The organism is Stenotrophomonas sp. UBA7606 (assembly GCF_002477705.1).
In the GTDB taxonomy this organism is placed as follows: Bacteria; Pseudomonadota; Gammaproteobacteria; order Xanthomonadales; family Xanthomonadaceae; genus Stenotrophomonas.
In genome coordinates this window covers 37278-63923 of the sequence record NZ_DLJW01000042.1, presented here as the reverse complement: position 1 = coordinate 63923, position 26646 = coordinate 37278, and the positions used below count along the sequence as shown (strand labels likewise).

Here is a 26646-nt window from a genome sequence, read left to right as displayed (position 1 = left end):
CCGCTACAACGCGCGGCCGATGATCTCGCGCAGGATTTCGCTGCTGCCGCCGAAGATACGCAAGGCACGCGCGTCGGCCCACGCACGACCGATGCCGTATTCGCTGCTATAGCCGTAACCACCATGCAGCTGCAGGAAATCATCCAGCACCTGGCCCTGGATCTCGGTGGCGTTGAGCTTGGCCATGGCCGCAGTGTCCGCATCCAGCGTGCCCTGCATCTGCTGGCCCAGGCATTGGTCCAGGAAGGCGCGCAGCATGGCCAGCCGCGAGGCGGCGCTGGCCAGCACGAAACGGGTGTTCTGGTGATCGATCAGGTGGCGCCCGAACGCCTTGCGCTGGCGCACGTAATCCAGGGTCTGCGCCAGCATGCCTTCGGCGGAGGCGGCTGCGCGCAGGGCAATGGCCAGGCGCTCACCCGCCAACTGCTCGGCCATGTAATCAAAGCCGCGTTGCGGTTCGCCCAGCAGGCAGTCCAGCGGCACCTGGACATCCTGGAAGAACAGCTCGGCGGTGTCCTGCGCATGCTGACCGATCTTCGCCATCGGCGGCCCCTTGCTGACGCCGGGCAGGCGCATGTCCACGCAGAAAAGCGTCAGCCCGCGCGCACCCAGCTCCGGCGCGACCGTGGCCGCCACCACCACCACATCGGCATTTACGCCGTTGGTGATGAAGGTCTTCTGGCCGTTGAGCAGGTAGTGGTCACCGCGCAGCTCGGCACGGCTGCGGATCGCCTTCAGGTCGCTGCCGGCCCCGGGCTCGGTCATGGCGATGGCACCGATGGCCGCGCCCTTGGCCATGGCCGGCAACCAGGTGTCGCGCACGCGCGGGCTGCCGTAATGGAACAGGTACGGCGACACCATGTCCGAGTGGATTGAAAAACCAATGCCCAGGCAGTTGGCGCGCGCCAGCTCCTCGATCACACAGGCCGCATGGCCCTGGTCCCCGCCCAGGCCATAAGGCTCAGGCAACTGGCAGTTGAGCAGGCCGGCCGCACCGGCCGCGCGCCACAGGCTGCGCGGGGTGATGCCTTCGCGTTCCCAGCGATCGTAGTGCGGCAGGATCTGCTCGGCGATGAAACGTTGTACCTGCGCGCGGAACAACTCATGGTCCTCGCGGAAAACGCTGCGCACCGACATTGCTCAGCGGCCCACGGCATCGGTGGTGGCAGGCTGGCCCTGCAGCACCGGCGCGCTGGCGCTGCCGGTCAGGAACAGGCTGTAACGGTCGCCTGGCTGCAGCGCGGGCAAGGCGAAGGGTGCACTGTCGCGACCACCACAGCCGGCCACAAGGCTTGCCTTGACCGGGTTGATCGCACGTGCGGTGCCGGTGCCAGCGGCCACCGCGTTGAATACCGCCGTGCCGTTGCCGGCCATCGCCAGTTTGGCCTGGGGGCAGCTGGCCGCCAGGTTGTAGAAGCGGATCTCGGCCTTGAGCGCATCGGTGTTGCCGGCGCCATCGGCGATCACCTGCAGCGGCCGTGCGGCGCCAGCCGGGTTCAACACCAGGGTGGTGAAACTGCCAGCGGCCACCGCAGGCTGGCTGCGGGCGGCACCGGCCACGCGCAGGTTGAAGGGTTTGCCACCTTCAACGATGGCGTAGCGTGTTGCCCGCTGCGCGGGCCCGATGCTCTGCTCGGCGCCGCTACCAACGGCAACACGTTGCGCGCTGGCACCCGGATTCACCACCCGCACGAAAGCGGAGCCGGCGGGCGGGCGCGCAGCATACAACTGCGCAAGGCGGCCTTCGGCGGGCGCATGCTGGGCCACAGCACAGAAAGGGGAAAGTGCCAGGGCTGCGCTCATCAGCAGCATCGGGGATGTGATCTTCATTTCGGCTCCTGCGTACGCAGCGTGCGCGCCAGTGCGTAGCGCTGCTCCAATTGTTTGCGGTCAACCTTGTTGCTGATGGTGGATGGAAAGCTGTCCACCGCCAGCAGCTCGGACGGAATCATGTACGGTGGCACCCGCTCGGCCAGCAGTGCCTTCCAATCCTGCAGCGCGGGCGGCAGCGGTTGCACCGCGCCCTCGCCCGGCTCGGCCAGTTCGACAAAACCCACCATCCGCACCAGGGTGCCATCCGGCCGGCGCATTGCCACGGTGGCACCCGCAATCACCCCGGGCAGGGTCGACAGCACCGCGTCCACCTCGGCCAGCTCGATGCGGTAACCGTTGAGCTTGATCTGGTCATCCTTGCGTCCACGGAAATACACCCTGCCCAGCGCATCCATGTCGCCGAGGTCACCGCTGCGGTAGGCGCGCTTGCCGTTGTGCTGGAACAGCACGCCGGCATCCAGGTCCGGACGTTCCAGGTAGCCGCGCATCACATGGTCACCTGCCATGCAGATCTCACCGCCATCGATGAACACCTCTGCATAGGGTTTGCCGACACCAATCGGAAACGGATTGGGAGCGGCCGCGCGCAGCGCCGGATCGATCTCCACCCAGGTGGTGGAACAGGTCGCTTCGGTCGGGCCGTAGGAATTGATGATGCGCACCTGCGGGAAGCGCGCCCACAGCTCCTCGGCGACGCGTGACGTCAATGACTCGGCGCCAAACACGAACACGCGCAGCGCCGGCAGATGCTCGGCATTGAACAGCGGGTTGAGCATCTGCTGGCGCACGAACGATGGCGTGGATGCCCACACCGCCACCTGCGCCTGACGCAGGTGCTCGATGAACTGGGCGCTGTCGGCGATCACCTCGCGCGGGCACAGCACGCAGCTGCCCCCCAACCCCAACGCTCCGCACAGATCAAACAGCGAGAAGTCGAAACTGAAGAGCATCTGGTTCATGAAGGCAGGTGCCGGCCCCAAGGCCAGGCAATCCCGGATCCAGCCGGTGAACAGCGCCACGCTGTCACGGCCGATCTGCACACCCTTGGGATCGCCGGTGCTGCCGGAGGTGAACATGATGTAGGCCAGGCCGGGCTCGACCAATGGCTTTGGTTGTTCCGCGCCCGGCAGGAACGCATCGGCGGCGGCGTCATACACGGCAGCCGCATGTACCAGTTGGGTGATCTTGTGCAGCCGTGCAGCCGGATTGATGGTGTCCACCGGCACATACGTCACGTCCATGCGCAGGCAGCCCAGCATCGCCACGACGAACGCGGCCTGTTTGTGGCCACTGATCACCAGTGCGTGGCCGGGTGCGACCCCGGCCGCCCGCGCCCGCTCGACCCAGGCATCAGTGGCTGCCTGCAGGCTGCCCCAATCCATCACTCCCGCACTGCTGTAGAGCGCTGGCGCGGTGGTGGCCACTTCGCATTCCACGAACTGGCATTGATCGAAATCGAAACGCATGGCTGCCGCTCCCGTGGCGAGGTGTCAGGCGCTCTGGCGCGATGCGACGTAGTCGGCCAGCACCTGCACCGACTCGACCAGCGCGTCGATTTCGTCCACCGGCAGGGTCACGCCCAGGCGGTCCTTGACCTCCACCATCAGCTGCACCTTGGACATCGAGTCAAACAGCGACTCCATGTACTCGTCGGCCTGCACGCGCACGCCGATCACGGCTTCGACGGTATCGATCAGTTGGTTCTGCAGGGTCTGCATGTCCATGTTGCTTGCACCTTTTCGTTAGAACTGGAAATAGAGGAAACGCGATTCTTTGTGCAGGTTCAGCAGGCACACCAGCAGCATGCCCAGCATCACCAGCAGCCATGCCACATTAGGCTGCCAACGCATCCAGCTGCGTGCGGCAGGGTCCGGCTTGGCCAACGCCGGCGAGTACACGCCCATGATCTGGTGGGCGTTGGGTGCCAGCCAGACAATGGCCAGCAATACCGCCACGTACAGCACCTGCACGTGATGGCCCACCAACAGGCGCCAGCCATCGGCCAGCCCCATGCCGGCCAGGTAGCCCAGGTTTTCCATGCCTTCCCAACCGCGCACGCCGGCCATGCCCTGCACCAGCTGCCATGCCTGGGCCACGCCATCGGCGCGGAAGAAGGCCTGTGCCACCAGCACCGCGGCAAAGGTCAGCAGCAGGTAACCGACCTGCTGCAGGCGGCTGGTGCTGCGTTTGGCCGCCGGGCCGCGACCCCCACGGAAAATGCGCCAGGCATGGTTGATGGCCAGGTACGCGGCATGCAGCAGGCCGAAGATCAGGAACTGCAGGCCGGCACCGTGCCAGATACCGGCAAGGCCCATCGCAAATACCGTGGGCAGCACGATCATCGAGGCGAAGCCGCCCGGCGTGGCAACCGCGCCCGGCCCATTGGGGCGGCCGTGGCGGCTGCGCCAGCGGGTCACCGCCATCGCCACCGGGTAGTACAGGTAGGCGGTGATGTAACGGGTGAGGGTGATATGCCAGCGCGCCCAGAAGTCGATGATGCTGGTCGCCTTGTAAGGCGAATTGAAGTTGAGCGGGAAGCGGATGCCGAACATCCGCGCCAGCCCCAGCGCCATGTCCGAGTAGCCGGAGAAGTCGAAATACAGCTGCAGTGCATAGCTGGTGGCCGTCGCCCACGCCCCCCAGAACTGCAGCTCGCCGGTGCTGGCAAAACCGGCATCGGCATAGGGCGCGATGCTGTCGGCCAGCAATACCTTCTTGGCCAGCCCGATGACGAACAACATGCCGCCGACGGACAGGTTGTCGGCGTGGAAGCGATAGGTTTCCGGCTTGCTGAACTGCGGCATCATCTCCTTGTGGTGCAGGATGGGGCCGGCGATCAGGTGCGGGAAGAAGGTCACGAACAGCACATAGCTCAACGGGCTGCGGTCGTTGACCACACCCGCGCGGCAGTCCAGCAGGTAGCCGATCTGGGTGAAGGTGAAGAACGAAATGCCCAGCGGCAGGATCAGCGCATCCATCGGCCCGACCGCGAAGCCCAGGTCGTGGACGAAGTTCACCATCGCCGCGAAGTACTTGTAGTGCACCAGCAGCAACAGGTCAGCCGCGATACCCAGGCCCGTCACCAGCATCTGCAGGCGCGGCCGCTTGGCCAACCCCAGGATGGCCAGGCTGACCAGGTAGTTGAACAGGATGGAACCTGACAACAGCACCACGAACTGCGGGTTCCACCAGCCGTAGAACAGGAGGGAGGCCACGCACAGCCACAGCGCCGCCAGCCTGGGCTGCAATGCGCCCAGCAGGTAATGCACGCCCAAGGCGATGGGCAGGAAGATCAGCAGGAACAGGAAGGAGTTGAACAGCATCGTCGTCAGGCGCTCAGTCGATATCGGCCAATGCCGCCTGCTCGCCGTCGGTCAACGGCAAGGACAGCGCCATCTCGGAGAATTCCCAGATCACCAGTTTCAGGCTGGGCGGCCACTGCTGGCGTTGCGGCCAGGCCGCCAGCAAGGCGCCGGAGAACTGCCCACCATCCATGCTCTGGTTCCATACCTCCCGCCCCAGCGCATTGCCCAGCCGCTCGCCAAACAGGCTGCGGCGGCCGTTGGAGCTGCCCAGCAACAGCACCTCCACCGGCGGTGTCTCGTCCAGCAGGCCACCGCCACGCAGTGGCGTGATCACCTGTTCCGGCTCCTGGTCCAGCGCCGGACGCCACGCCGGCGGCGCGTGCTCCAGCCCGGCCAGGACAATCAGATCGCCCATGCGCGGCTTGGGCGCACTCAGGGGCCCCTGCTCGAAAGCCTGGCCACCCGGCCCGCCCAGCAGCGGCAACGCGCGTGCAGCCACGGCGTCGGCTGCGCGCTGCGCGCCCATCCGGTTCATGTGCACGTCGGTATTGAAGAACACCGGCACGTCACCGGCATGCAGTACCGGCAGCAGGTCCACATAAGGCACGGTGGCTGCCGCCAGAGCGTCCTGCCACATACCGTAACGCTCGCGCATGGGCGCGGAGTAGCGCAGGCCGCAACTGTGTGCCTGCTCGATGCGTGATTTGTCCGGCACCGCCACCACCAGCAGCTGCACACCCTGCGCTTTGAGTTGCTGCGACCAGTGCTGCATCAGCCTGATGCGCTCGGCGAACGCCGTGCTGCCGGCACCGGGTTGCGGGCGCAGGCCATCCCGGTAGAACAACCATCCCGGGCAACCCAGCGCCACCTGTGCGCCGGTGTCGCCCAGCAGCCGGTAACGCAGTGCCGCGTTCCAGGTATCGGCATGCGCCTGTCCCGGGAGCTTCAGAGCGTCATTGATGGCCTTGCCAGCGGCACCATCGGCCCACTGCGCCGGTGCCAGCTTGTCGGCCGGCAGCTGCGCCTTGGCCAGCATCCAGCCGCCCGCGCACAGCCCCACCAGCAGCAGCAGCGTGATGACAAGTGCGCTGGCACGGTGCGCGCGCGGCGGAGCTGGCGCCGGCAGCGGAGCCGGCGCACCAGGACGGACATTCATCGGCTCAGTGCCCCAAAGCCTTGTGCAGGCGCTGCTGCCACTGTGCGTTGCTCATGATCGAGGCGTTGTCCCACTGCCCCTGCGCCGACGGGCCAAAGCCGTAGACCGGCTCGAACATCTGCCACACCAGCACCTGCGGCGGGTTGTCGCGGAAGTCCGCCGATTCCAGGTAGTCCAGCAGCACCACCCATGGCCCGACGTTGCCCGATTTCCAGTTCACCGTCACTGGCCGGTCGATGGCGTTGGAAAGTTTCTGCGGGAAGCCGAAATAGGCCTGCACCATGCTGTGGCCGGTGACATGCACCGGTGCCTTGCCGTCATCCAGCAGCGACTGGCCTTCGGCGGCGCGGCGCACCACGAAGGTATCGCGGCCAACGGCGCTGCGCGCGGCAGGGTCCAGGAACAACTCGGCCAGATCGCCATAGCGGCGCTCGCGGGTTTCACTGCCCAGCGCCATGCCGGTGCCAGGCTCGCCGGCCAGCACCGGTACCTTCTGCTTGATGCGCGCAGCCACGGCATCGGCCACCGCATCGGCGGCGGGCTGGGTCCAATGCTGATCGCTGCGGTAGAACACGTCCTTGCCCGCAGCGCGGGTATCGGCCAATACCTTGCGCGCGTCCAGTGCATCCACCCCGGCTGCCTGCAGCGAACCCAGGATGACGTCATAGCGCTTCCTCACCGCATCACTGACGACACGGCCTTCGGGCAGGCGATCTTCGTAGAAGGTCACCTTGTCCGGCAGCACCAGTACTTCCAGGCGCACGCCACGCGCGGCCAGGGCCTGCTGGGTTTCGGCGATCAAGGCGGTGGCCGCCTGCACACCGGTGGTGTCCACCTCGCTCAGGCTGCCCCAGGCCGGGAACAACCAACCGTCCTTGCCGACGATCACCACGTCGGAGTGCGGGGCCTGCTGCGCCGACGCAATAGCCATCGTTACTGTCAACGCGAGACCTGCGCCGACCTGTTTGATCCATCCGGTTGTGCTCATGCTTGGGTTTCCCATGCAGCCTTTCGGCTTAGTAAGAAAGGGTTACGTTGACGAACAGGCCACGGTTACGTTCGGCCTGGTCGCCATTGAGTGCGAAGCGGTACTGCACGCTGGCGTCGAATGAGGAACGCGGGCCGTGCAGGTTGTCTTCGCGGAACACCCGGCGTACCGCGAAACCGACACCGGCGCCCAGCGCCAGATCACCGTCCTCGGCCGCCAGGCGGAAGCGCTGCCGCGAACCATCCGGGTACACCACGCCCTGTGCGCGGTCGCGCTGCCGGTACCAATCGGCACCGACCACGGCGAAGGGATTGAGCGTCCAGTTGTCACTGGCGGTATGCGGCCGGAAACTCCAGCCATAGCGGAATTCACTGGAAGCGAACAGCTGGCTGCGCTTGAGTTGGCCGCTTGAACGCAGCTCCTCGGCCGGCAGGCCGGTAGTGGCGATGCGTTGCACATGGAAATCGGCGTCATTGTTGCTCCAGGCATAACCGCCCTGGGCGTACAACTGCATGCTCGGCCAGCTGCGATCATCCGGGCCGGTGGCAGCACCGTGGTACCAACCATAGGACAGGTAGGTCATCCAGCCGCCGGCGCTGTCGTCCAGCTGGTAACGCCCCTGCACGCCTTCACCGGTCAACACGGTTTGCGACAACCGGCACTGCTCGGCCGCGGACTGTGCGTACAGGCCGCCATGACGGTTGGCCGAACCGATGAACTGGCGGCGCTCGATGCCAAAGCCCAGGCCAGTGCCCGGCACCCGGAAACGCGCACCAAGAGCGGCGATGCTACTGGGCCAGCCGGTCGCGGTACGGGTGGTGGCGCCACCCTGCGTGCGATCCACGCCGCCAAGATCCTGGCCGGTGCACGGATCGACGTTGCGCAGTGTTTCGTAACGGCCACCACCGTCATACAGCACATTGGTCAGGCGACCGTAGAGCTCGATGTTGGGCTGGTAGGCAATCGGACGCCAATAGGCTTCGACCGAACTGAAGGCGGCATCGCCTGGCGTGCTCAATGCGGCGCCGCCCAAGGTGGCAGTGGTCTGGCGGGCACCACGCCAGCCGACGCTGGCCGTGATGCCCCAACGGCGTTCCAGCTCGGTCAACGAACTGCGCGCATAGCGGCGCTGCTCGGGGGTCAAGGACAAGTTGCCTTGATCGGCCTCGTGCAAGGCCTCGCGGATCTGCTGTGAGGCCTCGCCACGTTCGCTGGCCCCCATGCCGGCGCGGGCATAGGCCTGGTCCAGGCCGATGGTCGGCGGCGCCTTGCCGGTGGCCGCAGCCGCCTCCAGGTCGGCCAGGCCCAGGCTGGCCTCGCCGGCACGCTGGTGCAGGTTGGCACGCTGCATCAACATGTCGACGTTGTCCGGCTCCTTCTGCAGGCCGGCATTCAAACGTTGCACGGCCTCGGCACGCTGGCCGGCATCGCCGGCCGACAACGTGGCGGTCAGCAGGCGCTGCATGGCCGGATCGTCCGGTGCGGCCTTGACCGCCAACTCCGCCTGCTCGATGGCTTCGCCCCACTGCTGGCGGCCATAGGCAGCGTAAGCACGCGCGGCCGGGGTCTCCGGCACCTGATCGGTCGGTTGCATCTCGCACTGCGTGCCATAGGGCGTATCGCGGCAAGCCTGCAGCGGCGGCGGGTAGGCTGTGGCGTCAAGCGCGCGTGCCAGCGAGCGCTTGCCGGCAGCGGCACGCCGGCTCACCACCTGCGCGTCGGTAGCATCCATGGCGTCCAGCAGGTGGTTGGCACGCGCCGCATCCCCTGCCGCCAGTGCCGCATCCACAGCCAGCAGGCGGATGTTGTGGAGCTGTTGCTCATCCAGCCAGTCCTGCGCCAGCGCGCGGTCGTAGTCCGCGTTGGCGCCGGCGTCGCGCCCCAGGCGCTGCAGCATGTAAGCCCTCAGCACCAGTGCGTTGGTGTCCTCCCCGTCATTGGTGATGGCGTCGGTGGCCGCTTGTACGCCTTCCTCAAGCCGGCCGCTGAGCATCAACGCGGTCATCAGCAACAGGCGATGGCTGGCCGACTCCGGTGCAAGCGCGACGGCTTCGCGCGCCGGCTCCACCGCATCGGCAGGGCGGAACTCCATCATCGCTTTGTAACCGGCCTGCGCCGGCGCGACCGCCTGCGCCCGCTTGATGCGCAGCTTGCGCGCTTCCAGATCGGTGATGTTCTTGGCGCCAAGGTCCACCGCGGCCTGCAGCGCCTGCAGGGCGGCGTCCGCCTTGCCCTGGGCCTCCAGCGAGTCCACCCACAACATGGCCCAGGTACCTTGGCTCGGGTCGATGCGGTAGGCCTGTTCGGCTTGTTGCTCGGCCAGTGCCATCTCGCCCCGGTAGTAGCTGGCGTAAGCCTCGGTTGCCAGGGGATAGCCCTTCTCGAACGGGGTCTGCCCAGTCGTTGCCGTGCTGGATGGCGCGCGCGTGGCAGGCACTGGCCTTGCGGCATTGGGTCGACCCTGGCCCGAGGGACGCGCCGCGCCGGCGCCGCTACCGGTGGCACGCGCCTGCGCCTGCGCCAGCAGGTCGCGCAGGCGTTGCACGTCGGGACGCAGGCGTACCGCCTCGCGGGCCTGGGCAGCGGCCTGTGCATAGTCGCCACGGGCATAGGACGCATAGGCCTGCTCGGCGATGCGATATGCGGCGCCCGACAGCGGCAGTTCTTCGGCCATCGCCACCGGCACAAACGCGCCGGCGAGGACAAAGGCAACCAGGGGCTTCAACAGTTTCATGCTCATGCCAGAAATACATCCGGATGCAGGCGCGCTTCACGCGCACGCCGTTGTTGTTCTTCCACGGCGAGGGTGATGGCCTGCTCGCTGGCAACACCGCGGCGCACCAGGTAGTCACCAATACGCCCGTCACGGTGCGGACGATAGTCATCCAGCGCTGCCTGGAAGTGCTCGCGCGAAATCAGCTTCATCTCCACCAGCAAATCGCCCAGCAGTGGCACTGCATCGATCCTGTAGTCGGCGCCGCACATCAGCCGCAGCCCTGCGTTGATCTCGCTCTCGCGCGCCACCTGCTGCTCCACGCGGTCAACCCTGGCAAGCTCGGCCAGCCGCAGCAGCCCTTCATCGGGCAATGCGCTGGCCACGGCCAGGCGCAGGACCCCGGGCTCGCTGTCATGCAACGGCAGCACACGCCAATGCACGCAGGCCTCCACCGGCAAGGGGAAGCGTCCGGCCTTCAGATAGGCCACATCGACGTTGGCACGGGGCAGTTCTTCCTGGAAGGAGATCGCCTCAGCCAGGGTCTCGTCGTCCAGCCAACCCTGCGCCACCAGGATCCGCCCCAGCGGCTGTTGGCGGCCGCCCTGCTGTTCCTCAAGCGCCTGCTGCAGCCGTTCAGGCTCCACCGCCTGCCAGACACTGAGCAACTCGCCCAGTCGACGACGGGTCTGCACCAACTGGTTGTTGGTGGGAAAGTCATGCATGGTCTTGTCCCAGACCAGACGCTTGCCGAACAGCAGATAGCCGGCAAACATGCGCCAGGCGCGGCCGGTGGCGGCGCAGTTGATGACATTGCCAACCACCATGCGCGGCACCGACATCACCGCGTGCTCCCAGCCGTACAGGCGGTTGACGAAGTACATGCGCTGCAGCACGCGGGTGCCCAGTGCCGCGGTGGTGATCAAGGCGACAACCATGGGCCAGGAGCCGGCCTGGAACACGGTCGGAAACTCCATGTGCCAGACGCCGGTCATCTTCAGCACCCAGAACAGCATCAGCTGCAGGAACAACAGGTAGGCCAGGATGCTGACGAAGGAAGTGACGATGCCCTTGCGGTCACGCATCAGCAGGTAGCGATTGGCAATGCTGCCACCCCAACCCAGGGTCTCCCAGCTTTGCAGGCCAATGCCCAGTACCCAACGCGCCTTCTGCCGATAGGCCGCGCGGAAATTGTCGGGGAAGTATTCACGCACACACAGGGCCATCTTCAGGTTGCGCTCGCGTACGCCGCCCCAGCCAAACCATGCCGACGGTCGGCGCACGCGGAATTCCACCGGAAAGCGGGCGAATATCGACTGCATGCCCATGCGCCCCAGGCGGGCGCCAATGTCGTAGTCCTCGGTAAGGCTGTCGGTGTTGAAGGGCTGGTTGTCGGTCTCGGCGCTAAGCGCCAGCAGCGCGCGCCGCGAGAAGCAGGTGCCGACGCCGGCCGAAGGCACGGTTCCGGCCATGCTTTCACGCACGACCAGATCCTTGGCATGCCATTCGGCAAACTCGTCCATGTAGGTACCGGCAACCAGCTCGTACCACTCACGGTCCAGCGAGGTGACCGGCAGCTGGATCATGTCCTTGCGCGGCAACAGGTAGTTGAAGAAACGCAGCTCCAGCGGATGCAGCACATCCTCGCTGTCGTGCAGGATGACGCCGGCAAATTCCAGGCCGTTGCGCTTCTCGTAGTCGAAGATGGACAGCACCAGCCAGTTCAGGCAGTCGGCCTTGTTGGTCGGCCCGGGGTGCGGCACTTCCACCCGCTGCAGGCGCCGATAGCGACGACGCATGCGTTCGACTTCGGCGATGGTCTGGTGGTCGTTGGGATAGGTGCCGACAAACACCACGTACTCGCGGTAATCGAGCACGTCGATCATGTTCTCCACCATCTGCGCGATCACGTCGTACTCGGCCCAGGCCGGCACCATGATCGCCAGCGGCTGTTCGTCCCGGCTACGCAGGTCGTTGGCCGTCAACGGCCGGTAGGACGCACGCTTCACCACCGTAAGCTTGCGCCATACCAAACGGATCCAGTACCAGAGATCAATGAACAGATCATCCAGGCTGGACAGCAGGATCAACACCGCCAGCACCACCGCGCCCTTCTCCAGAAGGGCGTAGTAGTTGGCAAGCATCACATTCCAGGTGACGGCGTCCATGGCAGCTTAGTGCGTATTCTCGAGCTTGCGGCGGTGGCGGATCTGCGCCACGCGGGCGGCCAGCAGCAGGAACACGACCACACCCACCAGCAACAACAACCACACCATGTGCCGCTGCCATGCCGGCTGCGGGTTGCCATCGACCGCCACCCGCAGGCCTTGCGGGTCGTTGCGGTCGAAGTCCTGCACCAGGCCGCTGCCATCCAGCACCGCGACTGAGCCGCGCATCAGCCGGAACGGCTCGGCGATGCTCGGGATACGGTTGCCCAGTTCGCGATAGATGACACCCTGCTTGCCGCTGCCGCCGGCCACTTCGACCAGGGCTGCGTTGTCAAGGCCAGCGAGGTCGAGCAGGGTTTCATCCTTGCTGCCGCTGATGCGCAACTGGCCGCCTTCGGCCACGGCCGCACTCTGGATACCTTCAGGCTGTACGTTGAATGCCAGATAGGGCTGCCCCGGTGCAGGCACCGTCTTGCCCTTGGCCACGTCCAGGGTAGCGCGCTCCACCGAGGCACCCACCGCGTTGCTGACACGGATGACGGTCTGCAGGGTGGTCGGCGCATTCTGCAACCACGCCTCGGGCACCACGACCTGGTGCGGGCCTGACAGCTGTGCGGTCGCCCCCACGAAATCCGGGGCGGTGCCACGTTCCGCCATCACGATATGGCTGCTGGGCAGCAACGACACCGGATACGGCGTGGCCGGGTCATGGCAATGCGGGCGTGCGGGTTGGCGCAGGAACGACACCCGCACCTCGTTGCGCGCGGCGATCGCATAGAGCGGCACCTTGGCGCTGATCCGCTGCGGTTTGCCATCGGTATTGAGCACCTTGGCACCGAGCAGGTAATCATTGAAGAAGATGGACGCCACTGCGCCCTCGCCCGCCCCGTTGGGCGCGGCCGATACATCGATCACAACCTCCGCAGGCAGCTTGCCGTCGCTGGAGATCAGGCCCAGGTCGGCATTGGCGATGCGGTCGCTGCGGGCAATGATGTCCTGCGTGCCGGAGAACGTACCCAGCCGATCCAGCAGCAGGATGCCCTTTTCATTGACCAGCGGCTGCGCCTTGTTGACCTGCAGGTTCTGGCCCAGGGCATAGGCACGCCACTGTGCGCCCAGCAGGCCGGCCACCTCACCCGCAGCGCCGGGCGTGACCACCAGCAGCGGTTGCCCCGCCACCACGGCGGCACTGACGTTGCGTCCTTCAACCGCCGTTTCCAGGGCCGCCATGCCGCCCTTGCGCCAGGCGGCGAACGCCGCGGCGCCATCGGCATCGGCAGCCGCTACCTGCGTTGCCAGCGCGTCCAGCGCGCGCTTCACCGATGCACGCAACGCCGGGCTGGCAACCACTACGTCCATCGGCAGCGCGCTGTTGCCGCCCAGCGACAGTAACGCGCCCACTTCGGCATCGCTGCCGATGCGGTGCTGGGCCTCGCCCGCCGCCAATGCCGCGTAGGCCGGCACCGCCATCAGGCTGGCGGGAACCTGGGTACCACGCAGGTCGATGCTGTCGCCCACCCTGGGCAGCGCCGCAACGCTGACCCGCTTGCCCGCCGTCTCCAGCACCGCGCCCACGCGCCATGCTGTGTCATAACTGGCGGCATCAAGCTGGCGCCCTTCCACCAGCAGGTGTACCTGGCGCGGCAGCGCCGTCCAGGCCTTGGCCACCGTGTCGATGGCGCGCCCATCAAACTGGTAGCTGAAGCGTGTATCCGGGCCAATCCGCAGCACGTTGGCCGGCGCACTCTGGTCGGCACACTGGTAATCCGAGACGATCGACCACCAACCCACGCCGAAACGCACGAAGCCGGTGGAACGCGGCTCCCCGTCGATACCGATCAGCTGGCTCAGGTCGCCCTGGGCATCGGTGATGGTGCGGGCCGCCACGGCATCGTCATCGATGCTCAGCAGGTTGGACGTACGCCCCGGATGTCCGCGCAGATAGCGTGCATCCAGCTGCAACTGCGCGTTCTGGGTGGCCACACCGGCGGGAACTGGCAGGTACAGCTCGCGCTGGTTGTCCTGGCCGCGCAGGCTGATGGGTTGGCTGAAGCCCAGATCGCGCAGGGTCATGTTGCGCGAGACCAGCGCATTGGTGCTCCACTCGCGGAACTGGCCGCCTGCCGTATCGGCAGCCATCGCCGGGGCGCACAGCACCAGGGAAAGGGAAAGCAACGGCAGCAGGCTGCCGGACTTGCGAAGCGTCAGGTTCATCGGGCCAGCTCGAAGGGATGAAATACGAAGGACAACGCCGCCGCAGGCGGCGCCAGTGAGGGCGCAGGTTCTGTTGTGGGCCGATTGCACTGGCGCCCATGCGCGGGCGCGGCACCGTAGCGGATGCTGCGGCCCTGGAGGAGCGAGGGCGCCGACGGCCCTGCTTCCTGACTATAGAGATTGCTGGGGCAGTTTCCGCCGGGGATCACGCCCAACGACGGGTAAGAAAATGCACCGCCCTTGACTCCCCCGGGACGGATGCCCGACAACGGAATTCCCATGGTCCCCTCGCCAGAGACAATGCGTACCCCTGTGTACGCTGGCACAGATTTTACACGGCTGTACCCGGGAAATGTAAAAAATGCGAACTACGTCACAAACGTAAGACTCGCTTGTGTGCAGCCGTGGTGAACAATGCCGTGCGCGCCTTCACCGCAGCTTTACCCCTTAACTTACTGATTTACCTGGAACACCTGGCGAAGATAGGACAGGTAGCCCGGGTCGTCGCACATGCTCTTGCCCGGCGAATCGCTCAATTTGGCCACCGGCTGACCGTTACAGCGGACCATCTTTATTACGATGTTCAGCGGCGTGGGGCCCAGATCATTGGTCAGATGTGTCCCCACCCCGAACGCCACTTGGCAGCGGCCGCGGAAATAGTCGTACAGCTGCATCACCTTTTCGATGTTCAAGCCGTCGCTGAACACCAGGATCTTGCTCACGGGATCGGTACGGTTGGCCTTGAAGTGCGCCAGCATGCGGTCACCCCACGAAAACGGGTCGCCCGAGTCGTGGCGCACACCATCGAACAACTTGCAGAAATAGGTATCGAAGTCGCGCAGGAACGCATCCAGCCCGACCACGTCCGACAACGCAATGCCCAGGTCACCGCGGTACTCGCGCGCCCACGACTCCAGCGCCGCCACCTGCGAATCACGCAGGCGCGGCCCCAATGCCTGGAACGCCTGCAGGTACTCGTGGGCCATGGTGCCATGCGGGGTCATGCCATACAGGCGCGCGAAATGCACATTGCTGGTGCCGACGAACTGCGACCCCAGCGCATCGCGCAGCATCGGCAGCATGGTGCCATGCCACTCCCGCGAGTAACGCCGGCGCGAGCCGTAATCGGCAATGCGGCAGTTCTCGAACCCCGGGGTGTCACGCAGCAGCGCGGTCTTGGCCTGCAGGCGGCGCTCACCTTCGGCGAAATCCGGCGTGGTGGTATTGCGGAACCAGACCTCGTTGATGATCGCCAGCAGCGGCACCTCGAACATGATGGTGTGCAGCCAGGGGCCGGTGATATCCAACTCGATCTCGCCAGGCACCGTCTGCGAGGGACGCAGGTCGATGTACTTGCGATCCAGGTGGAACAGGCCAAGGAAATCGATGAAGTCCGCCTTCACGAAGCGCAGGCGGCGCATGTATTCCAGCTCTTCGCTGCTGAAGCGCAGGCTGCACAGGTGATCGATCTCAACGTTGATCTGGTCGATGTACCGCGCCAGATCGATGCCCGGGGTGCGGCACTTGAACCGGTACTGGACGATGGCGCCAGGGTACTGGTGCAGTACCGCCTGCATCATCGTGAATTTGTAGAGGTCGGTGTCCAGCAGGGATTGGATGATCATGGCCGCATTATGCGCTGGGCCTCCCCACGCTCCCACCTACCGCCCCTGAACGGCCGGGAGCGCCGCAGGCCGACATGCACGACCTGCCTGCGCCCGGCCATGCATGACCCCACGCCACATTGGTCAACCGCCGCGGCCTATCGCCTCAGGAAAAGACGCGGCACCTGCAGCACCGCATGCGCCCAGATCGCGCACCACACGCCGATCTTCACAGGCAGGCTACGCGTGGAAGCCTCGAACTTGCGGAAGTAACGCCACAGGCCGCGGTGCTTGTGCCACTCGACAAAGTAAGGCCGCGAGCGGCTGGAGACACCCCGCACATGCACGACCTGCAGCGCATTGGCGATGGCGACCACGGCCCCCGCCTCACGTGCCCGGCGGCACAGGTCCAGATCCTCGGCATGCAGGCGGTAGCCACCATCCCAGCCGTGCAGGCGGTCAAACAGGCCACGCGGCATCAACAGCAGGGCGCCGGACAAGGCCTGCACCCGTTGCAAAGGCATGGAACGGTCCACCTCCACCGCCAGCCGCGAACCTGCCCCCGGGTTGCGCAGCATCGCCGCAAAATCCGGGTCGCGCCGGCGCACCGCTGGGTCGGCCACGCCCTGCTCATCCACCTGTTCCACCCCCAGCAGGCAATCCCCCAGGGGCTGGCCCAACGCACGCAGGCGCGACAGGGTCTGCGGCTGCACCATCAGGTCGGGGTTGATGAAAGCCAGCCATGGCGCATGGCAATCCCGGGCGCCCTGGTTGCACGCCGTCGCCATGCCGGGATTGTCGGGGTTGGCGATGAAACGCACCCGCGCGTCGGCCAGGGCATGGCGCTGCGCGATTTCCACCGACCCATCGCGCGAGGCATTGTCCACCACGCGTATTTCAGCCACATCATCTGCTGCACGCAGGTGCTGCAGGCATTGGTCCAACGTGGTGGCGCTCTGGTAGCTGACCACCACCACGGCAATCGTTTCGTTCACTGCAGCTCCGTGCCTTGCGGGGTGTCACAGGCATCGAAAAGATCGGGCTGTGCGGCGGGCATTATCGCCTGCGCATACAACTGCTGCAGCTGCTGGCGGTGCAGGTACAACGGGTCGTTCATCAGGAACGCGGCCAAGCGTGCAGTCCACGCCGGCCAGCGGTTGGCCAATACTTCCATGTCGCCATCGGCCGGCTGGCCCTCATGCTTGCGGCCGACAAAGGCGTTGTCACACAGCACATTGCGCCAGCCCAGCCCGCTCATGCGCAGGCTCAGATCCACCAGCGCCGCGTACCAGGAGCCATAACTGTCGGTATCCAGGCCACCGGCGCGCTTACGCGCACTGCCGCGTATCAGCACCGCATGGGTGATGGCCGACGGCAACTCGGGCTGCAGCAGCGGCATCGCGGCCAGCGCCAGGGCCAGACGCGCGCCGTCGTCCGGCAACGCATTGAGCTCGGCCGCACGCGGCCAGGCCACGGTTTCGCCAGCGTTGCTCCACGGTGTGGCGGTGGCGATGGAGGCATCACGCGCCAGGCAGTCGCTGAGCTGCTGCAGCCAGCCCACGCCCGGCAATGCATCCGGGGCCAGCACCGCCACATCGGCGTCGCCACATGCCCGCAGCATTTCCTGCAGGTGTGCGGGCTCGCCGATCGGCCGCGGCCTGCGCGTGTACTCGGCCTGCAATGCGGTACGCGCCAACCAGTGTTCGATCACCGCCAGGCCGCGGGGGCCGGCCTGGCCATCGTCGGCCAGCCACACCGGCGTGCCGGCGGGCGTGTTGGCCTCCAACGCTGCCAGACAGGCGTCCAGCGCGGCATCATCCACCCCTACTGGCAACAGAATGACCGGCAGGGGCATGGCTCAGTGGCCTGCCTTGGGCTTGTTGAGCGGATCCAGCGCACGGAACTTGCTGCCGTACTCGTCGGTGAGATTGCGCGCTTCCTGCGGGTTGCGCACGATGGTCGGGGTCAGCAGCACGATCACCTCGCTGCGGCGGGTGGTCTGGGTCTTGCGCCCGAACAGGCCACCAATCACCGGCAGCCGGCTCAGCCCCGGCAAACCCGACGAGCCCTTGCTCGCACTGTCCTCGATCAAACCCGCCAGCATCACGGTGTCCCCCGCGTTGACGGCAGCCTCGGTCTTCATCCGCCGTGTGTTGATGCGCACATTGCCGTTGTCATCGGGCTCGCCTTCCGGCGAACTGACCTCCTGGACGATGTCCAGGAACACCATGCCGTCACGGGTGACGCGCGGACGCACCTTGAGGATGGTGCCGGTTTCCAGGTACTGCACCTGCGAATACTGGTTGTCGCTGATGCCGGAGACCGAAACCGAATACACGGGGATCTTGCTGCCCACGTTCAAGGTGGCCACCGCGTTGTTGCGTACGAACAGCGATGGGGTCTGCAGCAGGCGTACATCCGTGACCTGGTCCAGTGCCGTGATCACCGCAGCGGCATTCTTGCCCAGGAAGGTCCAGCTCAGGCCACCACCGCCCTTGCCGTCGCCGGGGATCAACGAGCCGGCGATATCGCCCCAGATGCCGCGACCCAAGGCCGAAGGCAGGCCAGCGCCGCCCTTGTCGACGGCGGCATTCACCGCCTGCTCGAAGTACCAGTTGACGCCGTAGCTCAAATCGCCGCTCAAGGCGACCTCCGCCACCTGTGCCTCGATATGTACCTGCATCGGCATCACGTCGAGCTTTTCCACCACCTCGCGGATGGAACGCCACGCCTGCGGCGTGCTGCGTACCAGCAGGGTGTTGGTTTCCTCGACCGCTGACACACCCACGCGATCGCCTTCCACTTCCAGCGTCACACTGCCGTTGCCCGAGCTGCGCTGCGGCAAGGCCATGCCTTCCCCAATGCCGCCGCTACCGGAACCACCACCGGTTCCACCACTCTTGCCGAAGGCGCCGCCGCCATCCCCCAACTGATCATCGGCACTGGCTGAAGGATCCACCGTACCACCGCCCTGCAGACTGATGGCGCTGGCACCCGGTGCCAGCGAGGCCGCGCTGTCCTGTCCCCCGCGCGAGCCACTGCCGGCACCGAATACTTCGGCCAGCCGATCAGCCAGGTCCTTGGCCTTGATGTATTTCAGTTCATGGGAGAACAGACGCGCACTGCCACCCGCGCTGTCGATGCGATCCAGCCACTGCTGGATCTGGTCCAGGTAGCGCGCCTGCGGGGTAATCACCAGTACCGCATTGGCATTGTCCAGTGGCATGAAGCGGAACATGCCTGCACTGGGCGTCTTGCTGGTTTCGCCAAACACCTTCTCCAGGTCGCTGGCCACCTGCGAGGCACGCCCGGACTGGATCGGGAAGACACCCACCGACATGCCGGAAAGCCAATCCACGTCGAAGATCTCGACCGTGCGCAGGTAGTTCTCCAGTTCGGTGCGGGTACCGCCCAGGGTGATGACGTTGCGGGCGCCATCGATGGCGACAATGGCATTGGGCCGTGCATACGGCTTGAGTACTTTCTCCATCTCGCTGGCGGAGATGTACTGCAGCGGCACGACACGCACTTCATAACCACGCGCGGCCGATGCCGGTGCCGTGCTGGGTGCCACCGTGCCAGCCAACGGCTGGTCGGCAGGCACCACGTTGTAGCGACCGCCGCTGTAGACCAGGCGGGCGTTGTTCCAGCCCAGCACCATCTCCAGCAGGTTCAAGGCCTGCGCCGGCGACACCGGCTTGGGCGTGGCCAGGGTAACCGTGCCCTGTACCGTAGGAGCGATCACATAGTTCTGGCCCAGCATGTCACCGAGGATGGCCTTGGTGACGGCCTGCACCGATTCACCCTCGAAGTTGAACACGGCAGTGCCATTGCCTGCGGCCGATAGCGACGGCGCGGGTGCAGCCGCCGCAGCGCGATTGATGACGGTGCCGTTGCCACGGCGGATCACCGCGCGGCTGCCAGCATCGTCGGCGACCGGTGCATCCACCTCGCCAAGCGCAGCGGTGCGCGCCGGTTGGCCCGCCACCGGTGTGGTGACATCGTCGGCGGCCTTGCGGCGTATCTCGGGCACCGGGGTGGTGACGCAACCACTGAGGGTGGCGATCAGCAAGGTGATGGGGACTATGCGTGACGTCATGCGCTCACTCTACGGTTTCGGGCTGCCGGAGCTGCCGTTCTGGTTCTGTTGCGCCTGCCGGCGGCGGGCCTGGATGCGTTCGCGGATGGCCTGGATCTGCGCGGCCGATGGGCCGGCCGCGTCACTGGCCGCCTCGGCAGCGGCATTGGCGGCCCGGGCCGCCGCCGCGGCGCGGGTGCTGGGGGTATCTGCTGGAGGCGGTGGCGGTGGCGCCGCCCCGGCTGTGCCGCCACCGAGGGGTGCCGCCGCATCGCCGGGGATACCCGACTGCGGGGCGACACCGCTGCCGCTGTAGACCTGCAACTCCAGGTTGAGCGTCCCGGCAGGACCACTGACCACAGCAGCGCGCGGCTGCAACGACAACAGCTGCCAGCCATTTTCAGGTTCCGCGCCCAACCGCAGGCGCAGCGACTGGCCCTGCTCGGTGGTCAACGTCGCCATCTCCAGGCTGGGCGTCATCAGCACGCCGGTCAGGCGTACGCTGCCGGTGCTGTCGGTTTCAGTAGGCTGCCCGATGGAGAACGGATGCGGTCGCCGATCACCGGCGAACAACGGCCGTGCCATTGCTTCGGCATTGTCCAGCACCACCGGTGCCGGTGCCTGGGGCACCTGCGGCAGCGGCGGCGCGCTGGCGCCCACATCACCACTACCCAAGCGGCTGCCCAGGCCAAACAGGCTGGCCGCCCACAGCAGCAATGCCCAGCCTCCCATGCCGGCCAGCAACCAGGTACGCAGGCCGGCGGCATCACGGCGCATTGCCAACCTCCGCCTGTGCATTGGCCGGGGCCGCCACGCTGGGTGCCAGATAGCCGCTCAATTCAAAGCTCACATCCAGACCGCCAGTCATTTCACCCATGCCCGCCGCCGACAGGATGTCCAGGCGATCCACCTGCAACTGCGGCGCGCCGGTTTCCAGGCTCTGCAGCACCTGCATCCACTCGCCCATGCCACAGCGCAGGCGCGCCTGCACCGCCACCCGCACGAAGCGGCCCGTGGTGTCGGGCGGCAGCGGCGAACGGTCGCTGATGGCGCAACTGCGCCCGTCCGGGCTGGCCTGGCGCGCGGCTTCCTCCAGCCGCTGCACCAGCCGCGAGGTAGCCAGTTCCATCGAGCCTTCGGGCATGAAGCCGGGCTGGTCGGCCAATACCTGCTGCGCCTGCTGCAGGCGCTGGCTCACCTGCGGTGCCTGTCGCAACTGCTGTTGCACGCGTTGCTGGCGTTCCTGCAGCGCGCTGATCTGCGCTTCCACCTCACGCATGGGCTGGGTCCACAGGGGATGCACCAGCAGCAGGTAGCCCACCACCAGCACCGCCAGCAGCAGCCCTGCGGCCAACAGGCGATCACGGCGATCCGGCAGCTGCGCCATTGGCGGCCTCCGGGTGGGTACCGCGCAGTTCCGCGGTCAGGGTGAAGCGCTCCTGGCCACCGCCGCTGCCGGTCTGCAACACCCCGGTCAGGGAAGGGGTTTTCCACAGCGGCGAGCCCTCAAGCGTTGAGACCAGCGACGAGGCACTACTGCTCAGGCCGATCAACTGCATGCGCCCTGCCTCGATGGACAGTTTCTCCAATGAGGTGTCATCGCCCAGGCGCTTGCTCAGTTCGTTGATTACTACGGTAGCGCGCGGCTGCACGGCACGCTGCTCGGCAAAGAAGCGCTGCCCGTCCACCAGGTCCTGCAGTTGCTGGCGCTGTGCCGCCACCGCACGTGCACGTTGCGCCGCCGACTCGACCTGCGCTGTCAGCTCGGCGGCTGCCTCGCGCCGGTTGTCCAGCACCTGCCACCCGGCCAGTACCAGCATCACCACGCTGCCCAGCATCAACATGCGATCCAGGCGCCGCATGGGATCAGTGCGCTGGCGGCGCAAGGCGGGCGGCAAAAGGTTCACGCCCAGGGGTTCACCGGCGGCATTGGTGGCGTCCACGCCATCCAGCTGTGCCTGCCAGGCATCACGTGGCAGCACGCCCTCCACCAGGGCGCGCGGCGCCACCACCAGCTCGACGTCAAGCTGGCCATCGTCCCGCCGCTGCAGCAGCCGGACATCGTGATAGACCTGCGCGGCGGTGAAAGGCGTCTGCCGGTCGATCTCGAAACCCAGCACATCACGCATGCGGGCTTCGGCGGCGGCAGGCAGACGCATCGGCTTGCACAGCACCGAGGCCGGTGCCAGCAGCGCAAAACGCGGCAGGCGCGAGCAACGCGCCGGCAAGGCCTGCTCCAGCGCCGCCGGCGTCAAGGGTGTCGGCAGGGACTGCAGCGGCTGCAGCTGACCCGACTGCACCACCCCCAATCGCACCTGGTCAGCACCCGGCATCACCAGCAGCCGCGCATCGGAATAGCCCAGCAATGCCCGCCAGGACGCCGGTAGGCAGGACAGCAGTGAGCGCCGCCACCACGCCCAGAAGCCCCCTGCCCCTGGCGCGATGCGCGCGCTCCACTGCCCCAGCTTGTCCTGCAACACCGTCATTTTGCTGCTGCTCCTTGTTCCCACCGCAACACTGTATAGGGCGCTCCGGCGCTTCCCTCCGGATTCAGACGCACAACGGCGCGGGTTACCGCCTGCCGTTCGCCCACCAGCATCACCCGGCTGTCGACGCTGTAGGTACCGCTGCCAGATGCTGTCATCGCCCCCCCGGCAGTGTCGCCGATTGCCGCTGCGGCGTCTTCACGCTCGCGCTGCGCCAGCAGCACTGCCGCATCCAGCCCCATGGCGGTCAATACCGGCCCCTGTGCAAACCGTGGGTTCGGCTGGGCGGCACCAAACACAGTGATATGGGACGCCAGCTGCGCATACAGGGCAGCGTCCATGCCCAGTACCCGCTGCAGTTCGCCAATGCTGTCAAAGCGTGCATTCTTGGCGCCATAGGGATACCCGGCGGCCGCATAGTCGTCGCTTTCCGCACCGCCACCGGGTTGCTTCAGGTCGTCGTTGTCGCGCCAGTCCATGATCGCCCCCGCCAACTGTTGGGCCCGTGCCTGCTCGGCCCCGACGGCGCGCAGCAGGCCTTGCAACAGCACCGGGCTGGCCTGGTTCAGATCGACCTTGCCAGTCTCATCGATGATCCGCAGCGTGATCCGGTGGTCGGCAAATTGCCAACGATAGGGACGACCATCGGCATGCCAGGCAGGCTGGCCAGGCGTGCCACGCATGCGCGACAACGCATAGTCCACACCTGCATGTGCCAGCTCCTGCCCTGCGGCCATGTCGCCCATCGTGCGCCCCTGCAGGTGTTCGACGCGGGCGGTGAGCGCGAATGCGGCAATGGTGGTGGTCAGCAGGGCCACCAGCCACAGCACCAGCACCAGCGCAGCCCCTCGACTGTTCATTGCCAGACCCCCTGCAGGTTCTGCTGCGGCAAGGCCACCAGCAAGGGCGGCCATGGGCTGCCCCGGCTGGGGGTCACCTCGATGCTCACCAGCAGAGGCATGCGTCCTGGCACATCCCAGCGGTCCTGCCAGGCGCCCAAGGCGTTGCTGGTCGGGTCGATGCCGCGATAGCGCAGGCGCACCTGCTTCAGCTCGCCGGCCAGCAGCTCACTGCCCCGGGGCGGGGTTTCCTCCACCGCCTGACCAGCCTGCAGCAGCACAAGGCCCAAGCGCAGCTGCTGCCGGTCGCCGCTGCCACTGACCTGCAGATGATGGATGTAGGGGCCGCCACGGCCCAGGTAGTCAGGTACTTCGGCGACAAATTTCAGTTCGGCCGGACCGCCTTCAAATGCGCTGGCAGCGCCGTTGAGTGCATCGCGCTGCATCGGCAGCGCCATCGCCGTGGACAGGCGCCGGCGCAGGAAGCCCTCGACCGCCCGCATGCGCTCGTTGTCGGCCGCGATCACCTCGCCGCGGGCACTGATGGCCATGGTCGAACGTACCGCGGCAAATGCCAGCGCCATGCCCGCTGCCAGCAACACCGTTGCCAACAGCACCTCGATCAGGGTGAAACCTGCCGCCGAGCGCACGCTCATGGCAGCGCCTCGCCGACCGCGTTGTTGCGCAGCCGCAGGCTACGCCAGCGCAGTTGTTGCTGGGCCTCCTCGCCCCAACTGACCTGCAGATCCAGCAACCACAGCCGCGATTGCGGCTGGCGCGGCTCGTTGTAAGGACTGACCTGCAAGCTCCAGCGGTAGCGGCCCTGCTCCCACTGGCCTTGCTGCCGGCCTGCCACCAACGGCGCCTCGACCCCGGCCACCGCCAACAGGGACTGTGCATGCAGGGCCGCGCGCCCGTAGCCGTCAGCCATGCCCACCTGCCGCGCTGCACCGGACAGACTGCCCAGCAGCAGGGTCATTGCCAACGCCAGCAGGGCAAAGGCAACAATCACCTCGATCAGTGAATAGCCAGCTTGGCGCTTCATTGGCCCGGCCCGCGCAACGGCCCGGACCGCACCTCGCCGGTGATCCAGGCCACGTCGACGCGCCACACCGCCGAGCCCGCCGACAGGTCGATGCGGCCCCCGCTGGACGCGCCGTCCTCGAAAAAGCGCACCACGCCGGTATCGGCGCGGGCCTGCAGCTGACCGGCGCCGGTATAGGACAGCTTCAAGACGGCAGGCAGGTCACCATGGCGGCCATCCGGGCCCTGCCAACGGTGCTGGCGCAGGTTCAACTCGAACTGCTGCGGCACCCCGGTGGCTATCGCACGGGTGCGTGCATAACGCAGCTCCGCTGCCAGCGACTTGCCGGCCGAGCGCAGCTTGAGCCCCTCCAGGCCGCCGTTCATGGCCATCGCGGCCATCAAGGCGATGGCCGCCACCAGCGCGAGCACCAGCAGCATCTCCAGCAGCGACATGCCGGCCACGCCCGCAGGCATGGCCACCGGCCGGCGCAGGCGCGGCTGCTGGGCAACAGGAGCAGCACGCAGCACGTGCTTACTCGTAGCGGATATCGGCGTTGTAACTGTCACCGCCGGGCTGGCCATCGGCCCCCAGGCTGATCAGGTCGAACGGGCGGCCTTCGCCCGGCATCCGGTACTGCACCGGGTTGCCCCAGGGGTCGTTGAACTCGGCGGGCTTGGCATAGGGCCCCAACCAGCCACCCACACCGGCAGGCTGCGTGGCCAGGTCATCAAGCTTGCCGGGCAACCGGCCGGTGTCCAGCTTGTAGTTCTCCACCTTGCCCGCCAGTGTCTGGATCTGGGTCTTGCCCAGGTTGGCCTTGCCACGGTCGGCACCACCCAGCACACGGCTGCCGACAAGGGTAAGGACCGCACCGATCAGGACGATGACGATGATGATCTCCAGCAGGCTCATGCCCGTCTGATGGTGTCGGAACGACGGTTGTTCAAAGCTGCGTTTCATCAAAATGCTTCCTAGGTCACGACTACGGCAGGTTCAGCCGATGGCATTGGTCAGGTCATACAGCGGCACCAGCACCGCGATGATGACCACGCCTACCACCGACGCCAACAACAAGGTGATTACCGGCACCAGCGCGGCCAACATGCGGTCGATGGCGCGCGCGCTTTCCTGTTCAAACGTGTCGGCGGTCTTCAGCAGCATGTTTTCCAGCGTGCCCGACTCCTCGCCCACCTGGATCATCTGCAGCGCCAGGCGTGGAAACCGACCGTTGCGGCTCAGTGAGGTGGCCAGCCCTGCACCGTTCTTCACTGCCTCGGAGGCTTCGGCCACGTCGCCCACCAGGGCACGGTTGCCCAGTACATTGCGGGCGATACCCAGCCCGGCCAGCAAGGGCACGCCGTTGCGCAGCAAGGTGCCCAGGGTGCGTGCCAGCCGTGCGGTCTCCAGCTTGGCCACCAGCCCACCCACCATGGGCCGCCGCAGCAACCAGCCATCAAAGGCCAAGCGGAACGCCGGATCGCGGCGCTTGCGCTCCATCCACAGCAACAGCACCGCCGGGACGGCGATCAGCACGATCCACCATTGCCGCACCAGCAGCCCCATGCTGAGCACAGCACTGGTGAACCAGGGCAGGCTCACATCCAGGCTTTCGTACATCTGCGCGAACTGCGGTACCACGTAGCCCAGCAGGAACAACAATGCACCGCCCACCACCAGCAGCAGGATGGCCGGATAGATCATTGCGTTGATCACCCGGCCCTTGAGCTCCTGGCTGCGCTCCAGATAGTCAGCCAGGCGCTGCAGGGTCTCGTGCAGGCTGCCGCCGGCTTCACCGGCGCGCACCATGTTCACGTACAGGCGCGAGAACAACCCATGCTGGCGTTCCAGTGCCTGCGACAACGGCGCACCCCCGCGCACGCTGTCGCGGATATCGGCGATCACCCGCCGCGAGCGCTCATCCTCGGGCGTCTCCAGCAGGATGGACAACGCACGGTCCAGGGGCTGTCCCGCGCTGAGCAGGGTCGCCAGTTGCTGGGTGAACTGCACCAGCGTGGCGCCGGCAAACGGGCGCTGCCGCCATTGCTTCCAATTGGCACCTTCGAAGGCCGAGCCGGTGGCCAGCCGGGCCTCGACCGGCAGGTGGCCCTGCTCTTGCAGACGGGCGATGACATCGGCATCGCTGGCCGCTTCCATCTGCCCGTCCAGCAGCTCACCGCGTGCGTCCAGCGCCTTGTAGCGGTACAGCGGCATCAGCGCAGGTACTCCTGGAACGGG

General features: G+C 66.5%; 23 protein-coding genes. All 23 read right to left on the bottom strand.

Annotated features, from left to right (window positions below; translation table 11 throughout):
- Nucleotides 1-3: 3 nt before the first annotated feature.
- The gene (locus tag B2527_RS05960; protein ID WP_293706616.1) at nucleotides 4-1137 is read right to left on the bottom strand and encodes an acyl-CoA dehydrogenase family protein; all 1134 of its coding nucleotides are present in this window, start codon (nucleotides 1135-1137) and stop codon (nucleotides 4-6) included.
- Nucleotides 1138-1140: 3 nt separating this feature from the next.
- Nucleotides 1141-1830, bottom strand: coding sequence for an alginate O-acetyltransferase AlgF (locus B2527_RS05955; protein ID WP_293706615.1), 690 nt, complete (start codon nucleotides 1828-1830; stop codon nucleotides 1141-1143).
- On the bottom strand, nucleotides 1827-3299 hold the full coding sequence (locus tag B2527_RS05950) for an AMP-binding protein (RefSeq protein WP_293706614.1): 1473 nt from the start codon (nucleotides 3297-3299) through the stop codon (nucleotides 1827-1829). Before B2527_RS05950 ends, B2527_RS05955 begins: the two co-directional genes overlap by 4 nt.
- Before the next feature lie 24 nt (nucleotides 3300-3323).
- A complete protein-coding gene (locus B2527_RS05945) occupies nucleotides 3324-3557 on the bottom strand; it encodes an acyl carrier protein (RefSeq protein ID WP_293706613.1) in 234 nt (77 codons plus the stop codon).
- Between the two features lie 18 nt (nucleotides 3558-3575).
- Entirely contained in the window at nucleotides 3576-5156 is a 1581-nt protein-coding gene (locus tag B2527_RS05940) for an MBOAT family O-acyltransferase (protein ID WP_293706612.1), read from the bottom strand.
- Between the two features lie 13 nt (nucleotides 5157-5169).
- Nucleotides 5170-6294, bottom strand: coding sequence for an alginate O-acetyltransferase AlgX-related protein (locus B2527_RS05935; protein ID WP_293706611.1), 1125 nt, complete (start codon nucleotides 6292-6294; stop codon nucleotides 5170-5172).
- Between the two features lie 4 nt (nucleotides 6295-6298).
- The gene (locus B2527_RS05930; RefSeq protein ID WP_293706610.1) at nucleotides 6299-7225 is read right to left on the bottom strand and encodes an alginate O-acetyltransferase AlgX-related protein; all 927 of its coding nucleotides are present in this window, start codon (nucleotides 7223-7225) and stop codon (nucleotides 6299-6301) included.
- An 85-nt stretch (nucleotides 7226-7310) separates the two neighbouring features.
- Nucleotides 7311-10016, bottom strand: coding sequence for an NfrA family protein (locus B2527_RS05925; protein ID WP_293706609.1), 2706 nt, complete (start codon nucleotides 10014-10016; stop codon nucleotides 7311-7313).
- A gap of 2 nt (nucleotides 10017-10018) precedes the next feature.
- Nucleotides 10019-12163 (bottom strand): glycosyl transferase family protein, encoded by a 2145-nt coding sequence (locus B2527_RS05920; RefSeq protein ID WP_293706608.1) that lies wholly within the window; start codon nucleotides 12161-12163, stop codon nucleotides 10019-10021.
- Between the two features lie 6 nt (nucleotides 12164-12169).
- The gene (locus tag B2527_RS05915; RefSeq protein ID WP_293706607.1) at nucleotides 12170-14377 is read right to left on the bottom strand and encodes a cellulose biosynthesis cyclic di-GMP-binding regulatory protein BcsB; all 2208 of its coding nucleotides are present in this window, start codon (nucleotides 14375-14377) and stop codon (nucleotides 12170-12172) included.
- A gap of 452 nt (nucleotides 14378-14829) precedes the next feature.
- Nucleotides 14830-16002: a nicotinate phosphoribosyltransferase gene (gene pncB, locus B2527_RS05910; protein ID WP_293706606.1), complete on the bottom strand. Its 1173-nt coding sequence runs from the start codon at nucleotides 16000-16002 to the stop codon at nucleotides 14830-14832.
- A 137-nt stretch (nucleotides 16003-16139) separates the two neighbouring features.
- Nucleotides 16140-16976, bottom strand: coding sequence for a glycosyltransferase family 2 protein (locus tag B2527_RS05905; protein WP_293706605.1), 837 nt, complete (start codon nucleotides 16974-16976; stop codon nucleotides 16140-16142).
- Nucleotides 16973-17836 carry a glycosyltransferase family 2 protein gene (locus B2527_RS05900; RefSeq protein ID WP_293706604.1) on the bottom strand — a complete coding sequence of 288 codons (864 nt, stop codon included), beginning with the start codon at nucleotides 17834-17836 and terminating at the stop codon, nucleotides 16973-16975. Before B2527_RS05900 ends, B2527_RS05905 begins: the two co-directional genes overlap by 4 nt.
- Before the next feature lie 3 nt (nucleotides 17837-17839).
- Entirely contained in the window at nucleotides 17840-20080 is a 2241-nt protein-coding gene (gspD, locus tag B2527_RS05895; RefSeq protein WP_293706603.1) for a type II secretion system secretin GspD, read from the bottom strand.
- A 9-nt stretch (nucleotides 20081-20089) separates the two neighbouring features.
- Entirely contained in the window at nucleotides 20090-20836 is a 747-nt protein-coding gene (locus B2527_RS05890) for a general secretion pathway protein GspN (protein WP_293706602.1), read from the bottom strand.
- Entirely contained in the window at nucleotides 20826-21446 is a 621-nt protein-coding gene (gspM, locus tag B2527_RS05885; protein ID WP_293706601.1) for a type II secretion system protein GspM, read from the bottom strand. The genes B2527_RS05890 and gspM overlap by 11 nt, the downstream gene beginning before the upstream one ends.
- Nucleotides 21421-22545, bottom strand: a complete 1125-nt coding sequence (locus B2527_RS05880) for a PilN domain-containing protein (protein WP_293706600.1) — start codon at nucleotides 22543-22545, stop codon at nucleotides 21421-21423. The genes gspM and B2527_RS05880 overlap by 26 nt, the downstream gene beginning before the upstream one ends.
- Nucleotides 22542-23405 carry a general secretion pathway protein GspK gene (locus B2527_RS05875; protein ID WP_293706599.1) on the bottom strand — a complete coding sequence of 288 codons (864 nt, stop codon included), beginning with the start codon at nucleotides 23403-23405 and terminating at the stop codon, nucleotides 22542-22544. The genes B2527_RS05880 and B2527_RS05875 overlap by 4 nt, the downstream gene beginning before the upstream one ends.
- Nucleotides 23402-24040, bottom strand: a complete 639-nt coding sequence (locus tag B2527_RS05870) for a prepilin-type N-terminal cleavage/methylation domain-containing protein (RefSeq protein WP_293706598.1) — start codon at nucleotides 24038-24040, stop codon at nucleotides 23402-23404. Before B2527_RS05870 ends, B2527_RS05875 begins: the two co-directional genes overlap by 4 nt.
- Nucleotides 24037-24429 carry a type II secretion system protein XpsI gene (gene xpsI / locus B2527_RS05865; protein ID WP_293706597.1) on the bottom strand — a complete coding sequence of 131 codons (393 nt, stop codon included), beginning with the start codon at nucleotides 24427-24429 and terminating at the stop codon, nucleotides 24037-24039. The genes B2527_RS05870 and xpsI overlap by 4 nt, the downstream gene beginning before the upstream one ends.
- The gene (gene xpsH, locus B2527_RS05860) at nucleotides 24426-24884 is read right to left on the bottom strand and encodes a type II secretion system protein XpsH (protein WP_312914071.1); all 459 of its coding nucleotides are present in this window, start codon (nucleotides 24882-24884) and stop codon (nucleotides 24426-24428) included. The genes xpsI and xpsH overlap by 4 nt, the downstream gene beginning before the upstream one ends.
- 58 nt (nucleotides 24885-24942) lie before the next feature.
- The gene (gspG, locus tag B2527_RS05855; protein ID WP_293706595.1) at nucleotides 24943-25371 is read right to left on the bottom strand and encodes a type II secretion system major pseudopilin GspG; all 429 of its coding nucleotides are present in this window, start codon (nucleotides 25369-25371) and stop codon (nucleotides 24943-24945) included.
- Between the two features lie 33 nt (nucleotides 25372-25404).
- Entirely contained in the window at nucleotides 25405-26622 is a 1218-nt protein-coding gene (xpsF, locus tag B2527_RS05850; protein WP_293706594.1) for a type II secretion system protein XpsF, read from the bottom strand.
- Between the last annotated feature and the right edge of the window lie 24 nt (nucleotides 26623-26646).

What these genes read in the sequence shown, in the direction of transcription:
- B2527_RS05960 (WP_293706616.1), bottom strand. Translation starts at nt 1,137, where the DNA reads ATGTCGGTGCGCAGCGTTTTCCGCGAGGACCATGAGTTGTTCCGCGCG.
- B2527_RS05955 (WP_293706615.1), bottom strand. Translation starts at nt 1,830, where the DNA reads ATGAAGATCACATCCCCGATGCTGCTGATGAGCGCAGCCCTGGCACTT.
- B2527_RS05950 (WP_293706614.1), bottom strand. Translation starts at nt 3,299, where the DNA reads ATGCGTTTCGATTTCGATCAATGCCAGTTCGTGGAATGCGAAGTGGCC.
- B2527_RS05945 (WP_293706613.1), bottom strand. Translation starts at nt 3,557, where the DNA reads ATGGACATGCAGACCCTGCAGAACCAACTGATCGATACCGTCGAAGCC.
- B2527_RS05940 (WP_293706612.1), bottom strand. Translation starts at nt 5,156, where the DNA reads ATGCTGTTCAACTCCTTCCTGTTCCTGCTGATCTTCCTGCCCATCGCC.
- B2527_RS05935 (WP_293706611.1), bottom strand. Translation starts at nt 6,294, where the DNA reads ATGAATGTCCGTCCTGGTGCGCCGGCTCCGCTGCCGGCGCCAGCTCCG.
- B2527_RS05930 (WP_293706610.1), bottom strand. Translation starts at nt 7,225, where the DNA reads ATGGCTATTGCGTCGGCGCAGCAGGCCCCGCACTCCGACGTGGTGATC.
- B2527_RS05925 (WP_293706609.1), bottom strand. Translation starts at nt 10,016, where the DNA reads ATGAAACTGTTGAAGCCCCTGGTTGCCTTTGTCCTCGCCGGCGCGTTT.
- B2527_RS05920 (WP_293706608.1), bottom strand. Translation starts at nt 12,163, where the DNA reads ATGGACGCCGTCACCTGGAATGTGATGCTTGCCAACTACTACGCCCTT.
- B2527_RS05915 (WP_293706607.1), bottom strand. Translation starts at nt 14,377, where the DNA reads ATGAACCTGACGCTTCGCAAGTCCGGCAGCCTGCTGCCGTTGCTTTCC.
- pncB (WP_293706606.1), bottom strand. Translation starts at nt 16,002, where the DNA reads ATGATCATCCAATCCCTGCTGGACACCGACCTCTACAAATTCACGATG.
- B2527_RS05900 (WP_293706604.1), bottom strand. Translation starts at nt 17,836, where the DNA reads ATGCCCCTGCCGGTCATTCTGTTGCCAGTAGGGGTGGATGATGCCGCG.
- gspD (WP_293706603.1), bottom strand. Translation starts at nt 20,080, where the DNA reads ATGACGTCACGCATAGTCCCCATCACCTTGCTGATCGCCACCCTCAGT.
- B2527_RS05890 (WP_293706602.1), bottom strand. Translation starts at nt 20,836, where the DNA reads ATGCGCCGTGATGCCGCCGGCCTGCGTACCTGGTTGCTGGCCGGCATG.
- gspM (WP_293706601.1), bottom strand. Translation starts at nt 21,446, where the DNA reads ATGGCGCAGCTGCCGGATCGCCGTGATCGCCTGTTGGCCGCAGGGCTG.
- B2527_RS05880 (WP_293706600.1), bottom strand. Translation starts at nt 22,545, where the DNA reads ATGACGGTGTTGCAGGACAAGCTGGGGCAGTGGAGCGCGCGCATCGCG.
- B2527_RS05875 (WP_293706599.1), bottom strand. Translation starts at nt 23,405, where the DNA reads ATGAACAGTCGAGGGGCTGCGCTGGTGCTGGTGCTGTGGCTGGTGGCC.
- B2527_RS05870 (WP_293706598.1), bottom strand. Translation starts at nt 24,040, where the DNA reads ATGAGCGTGCGCTCGGCGGCAGGTTTCACCCTGATCGAGGTGCTGTTG.
- xpsI (WP_293706597.1), bottom strand. Translation starts at nt 24,429, where the DNA reads ATGAAGCGCCAAGCTGGCTATTCACTGATCGAGGTGATTGTTGCCTTT.
- xpsH (WP_312914071.1), bottom strand. Translation starts at nt 24,884, where the DNA reads ATGCCTGCGGGCGTGGCCGGCATGTCGCTGCTGGAGATGCTGCTGGTG.
- gspG (WP_293706595.1), bottom strand. Translation starts at nt 25,371, where the DNA reads ATGAAACGCAGCTTTGAACAACCGTCGTTCCGACACCATCAGACGGGC.
- xpsF (WP_293706594.1), bottom strand. Translation starts at nt 26,622, where the DNA reads ATGCCGCTGTACCGCTACAAGGCGCTGGACGCACGCGGTGAGCTGCTG.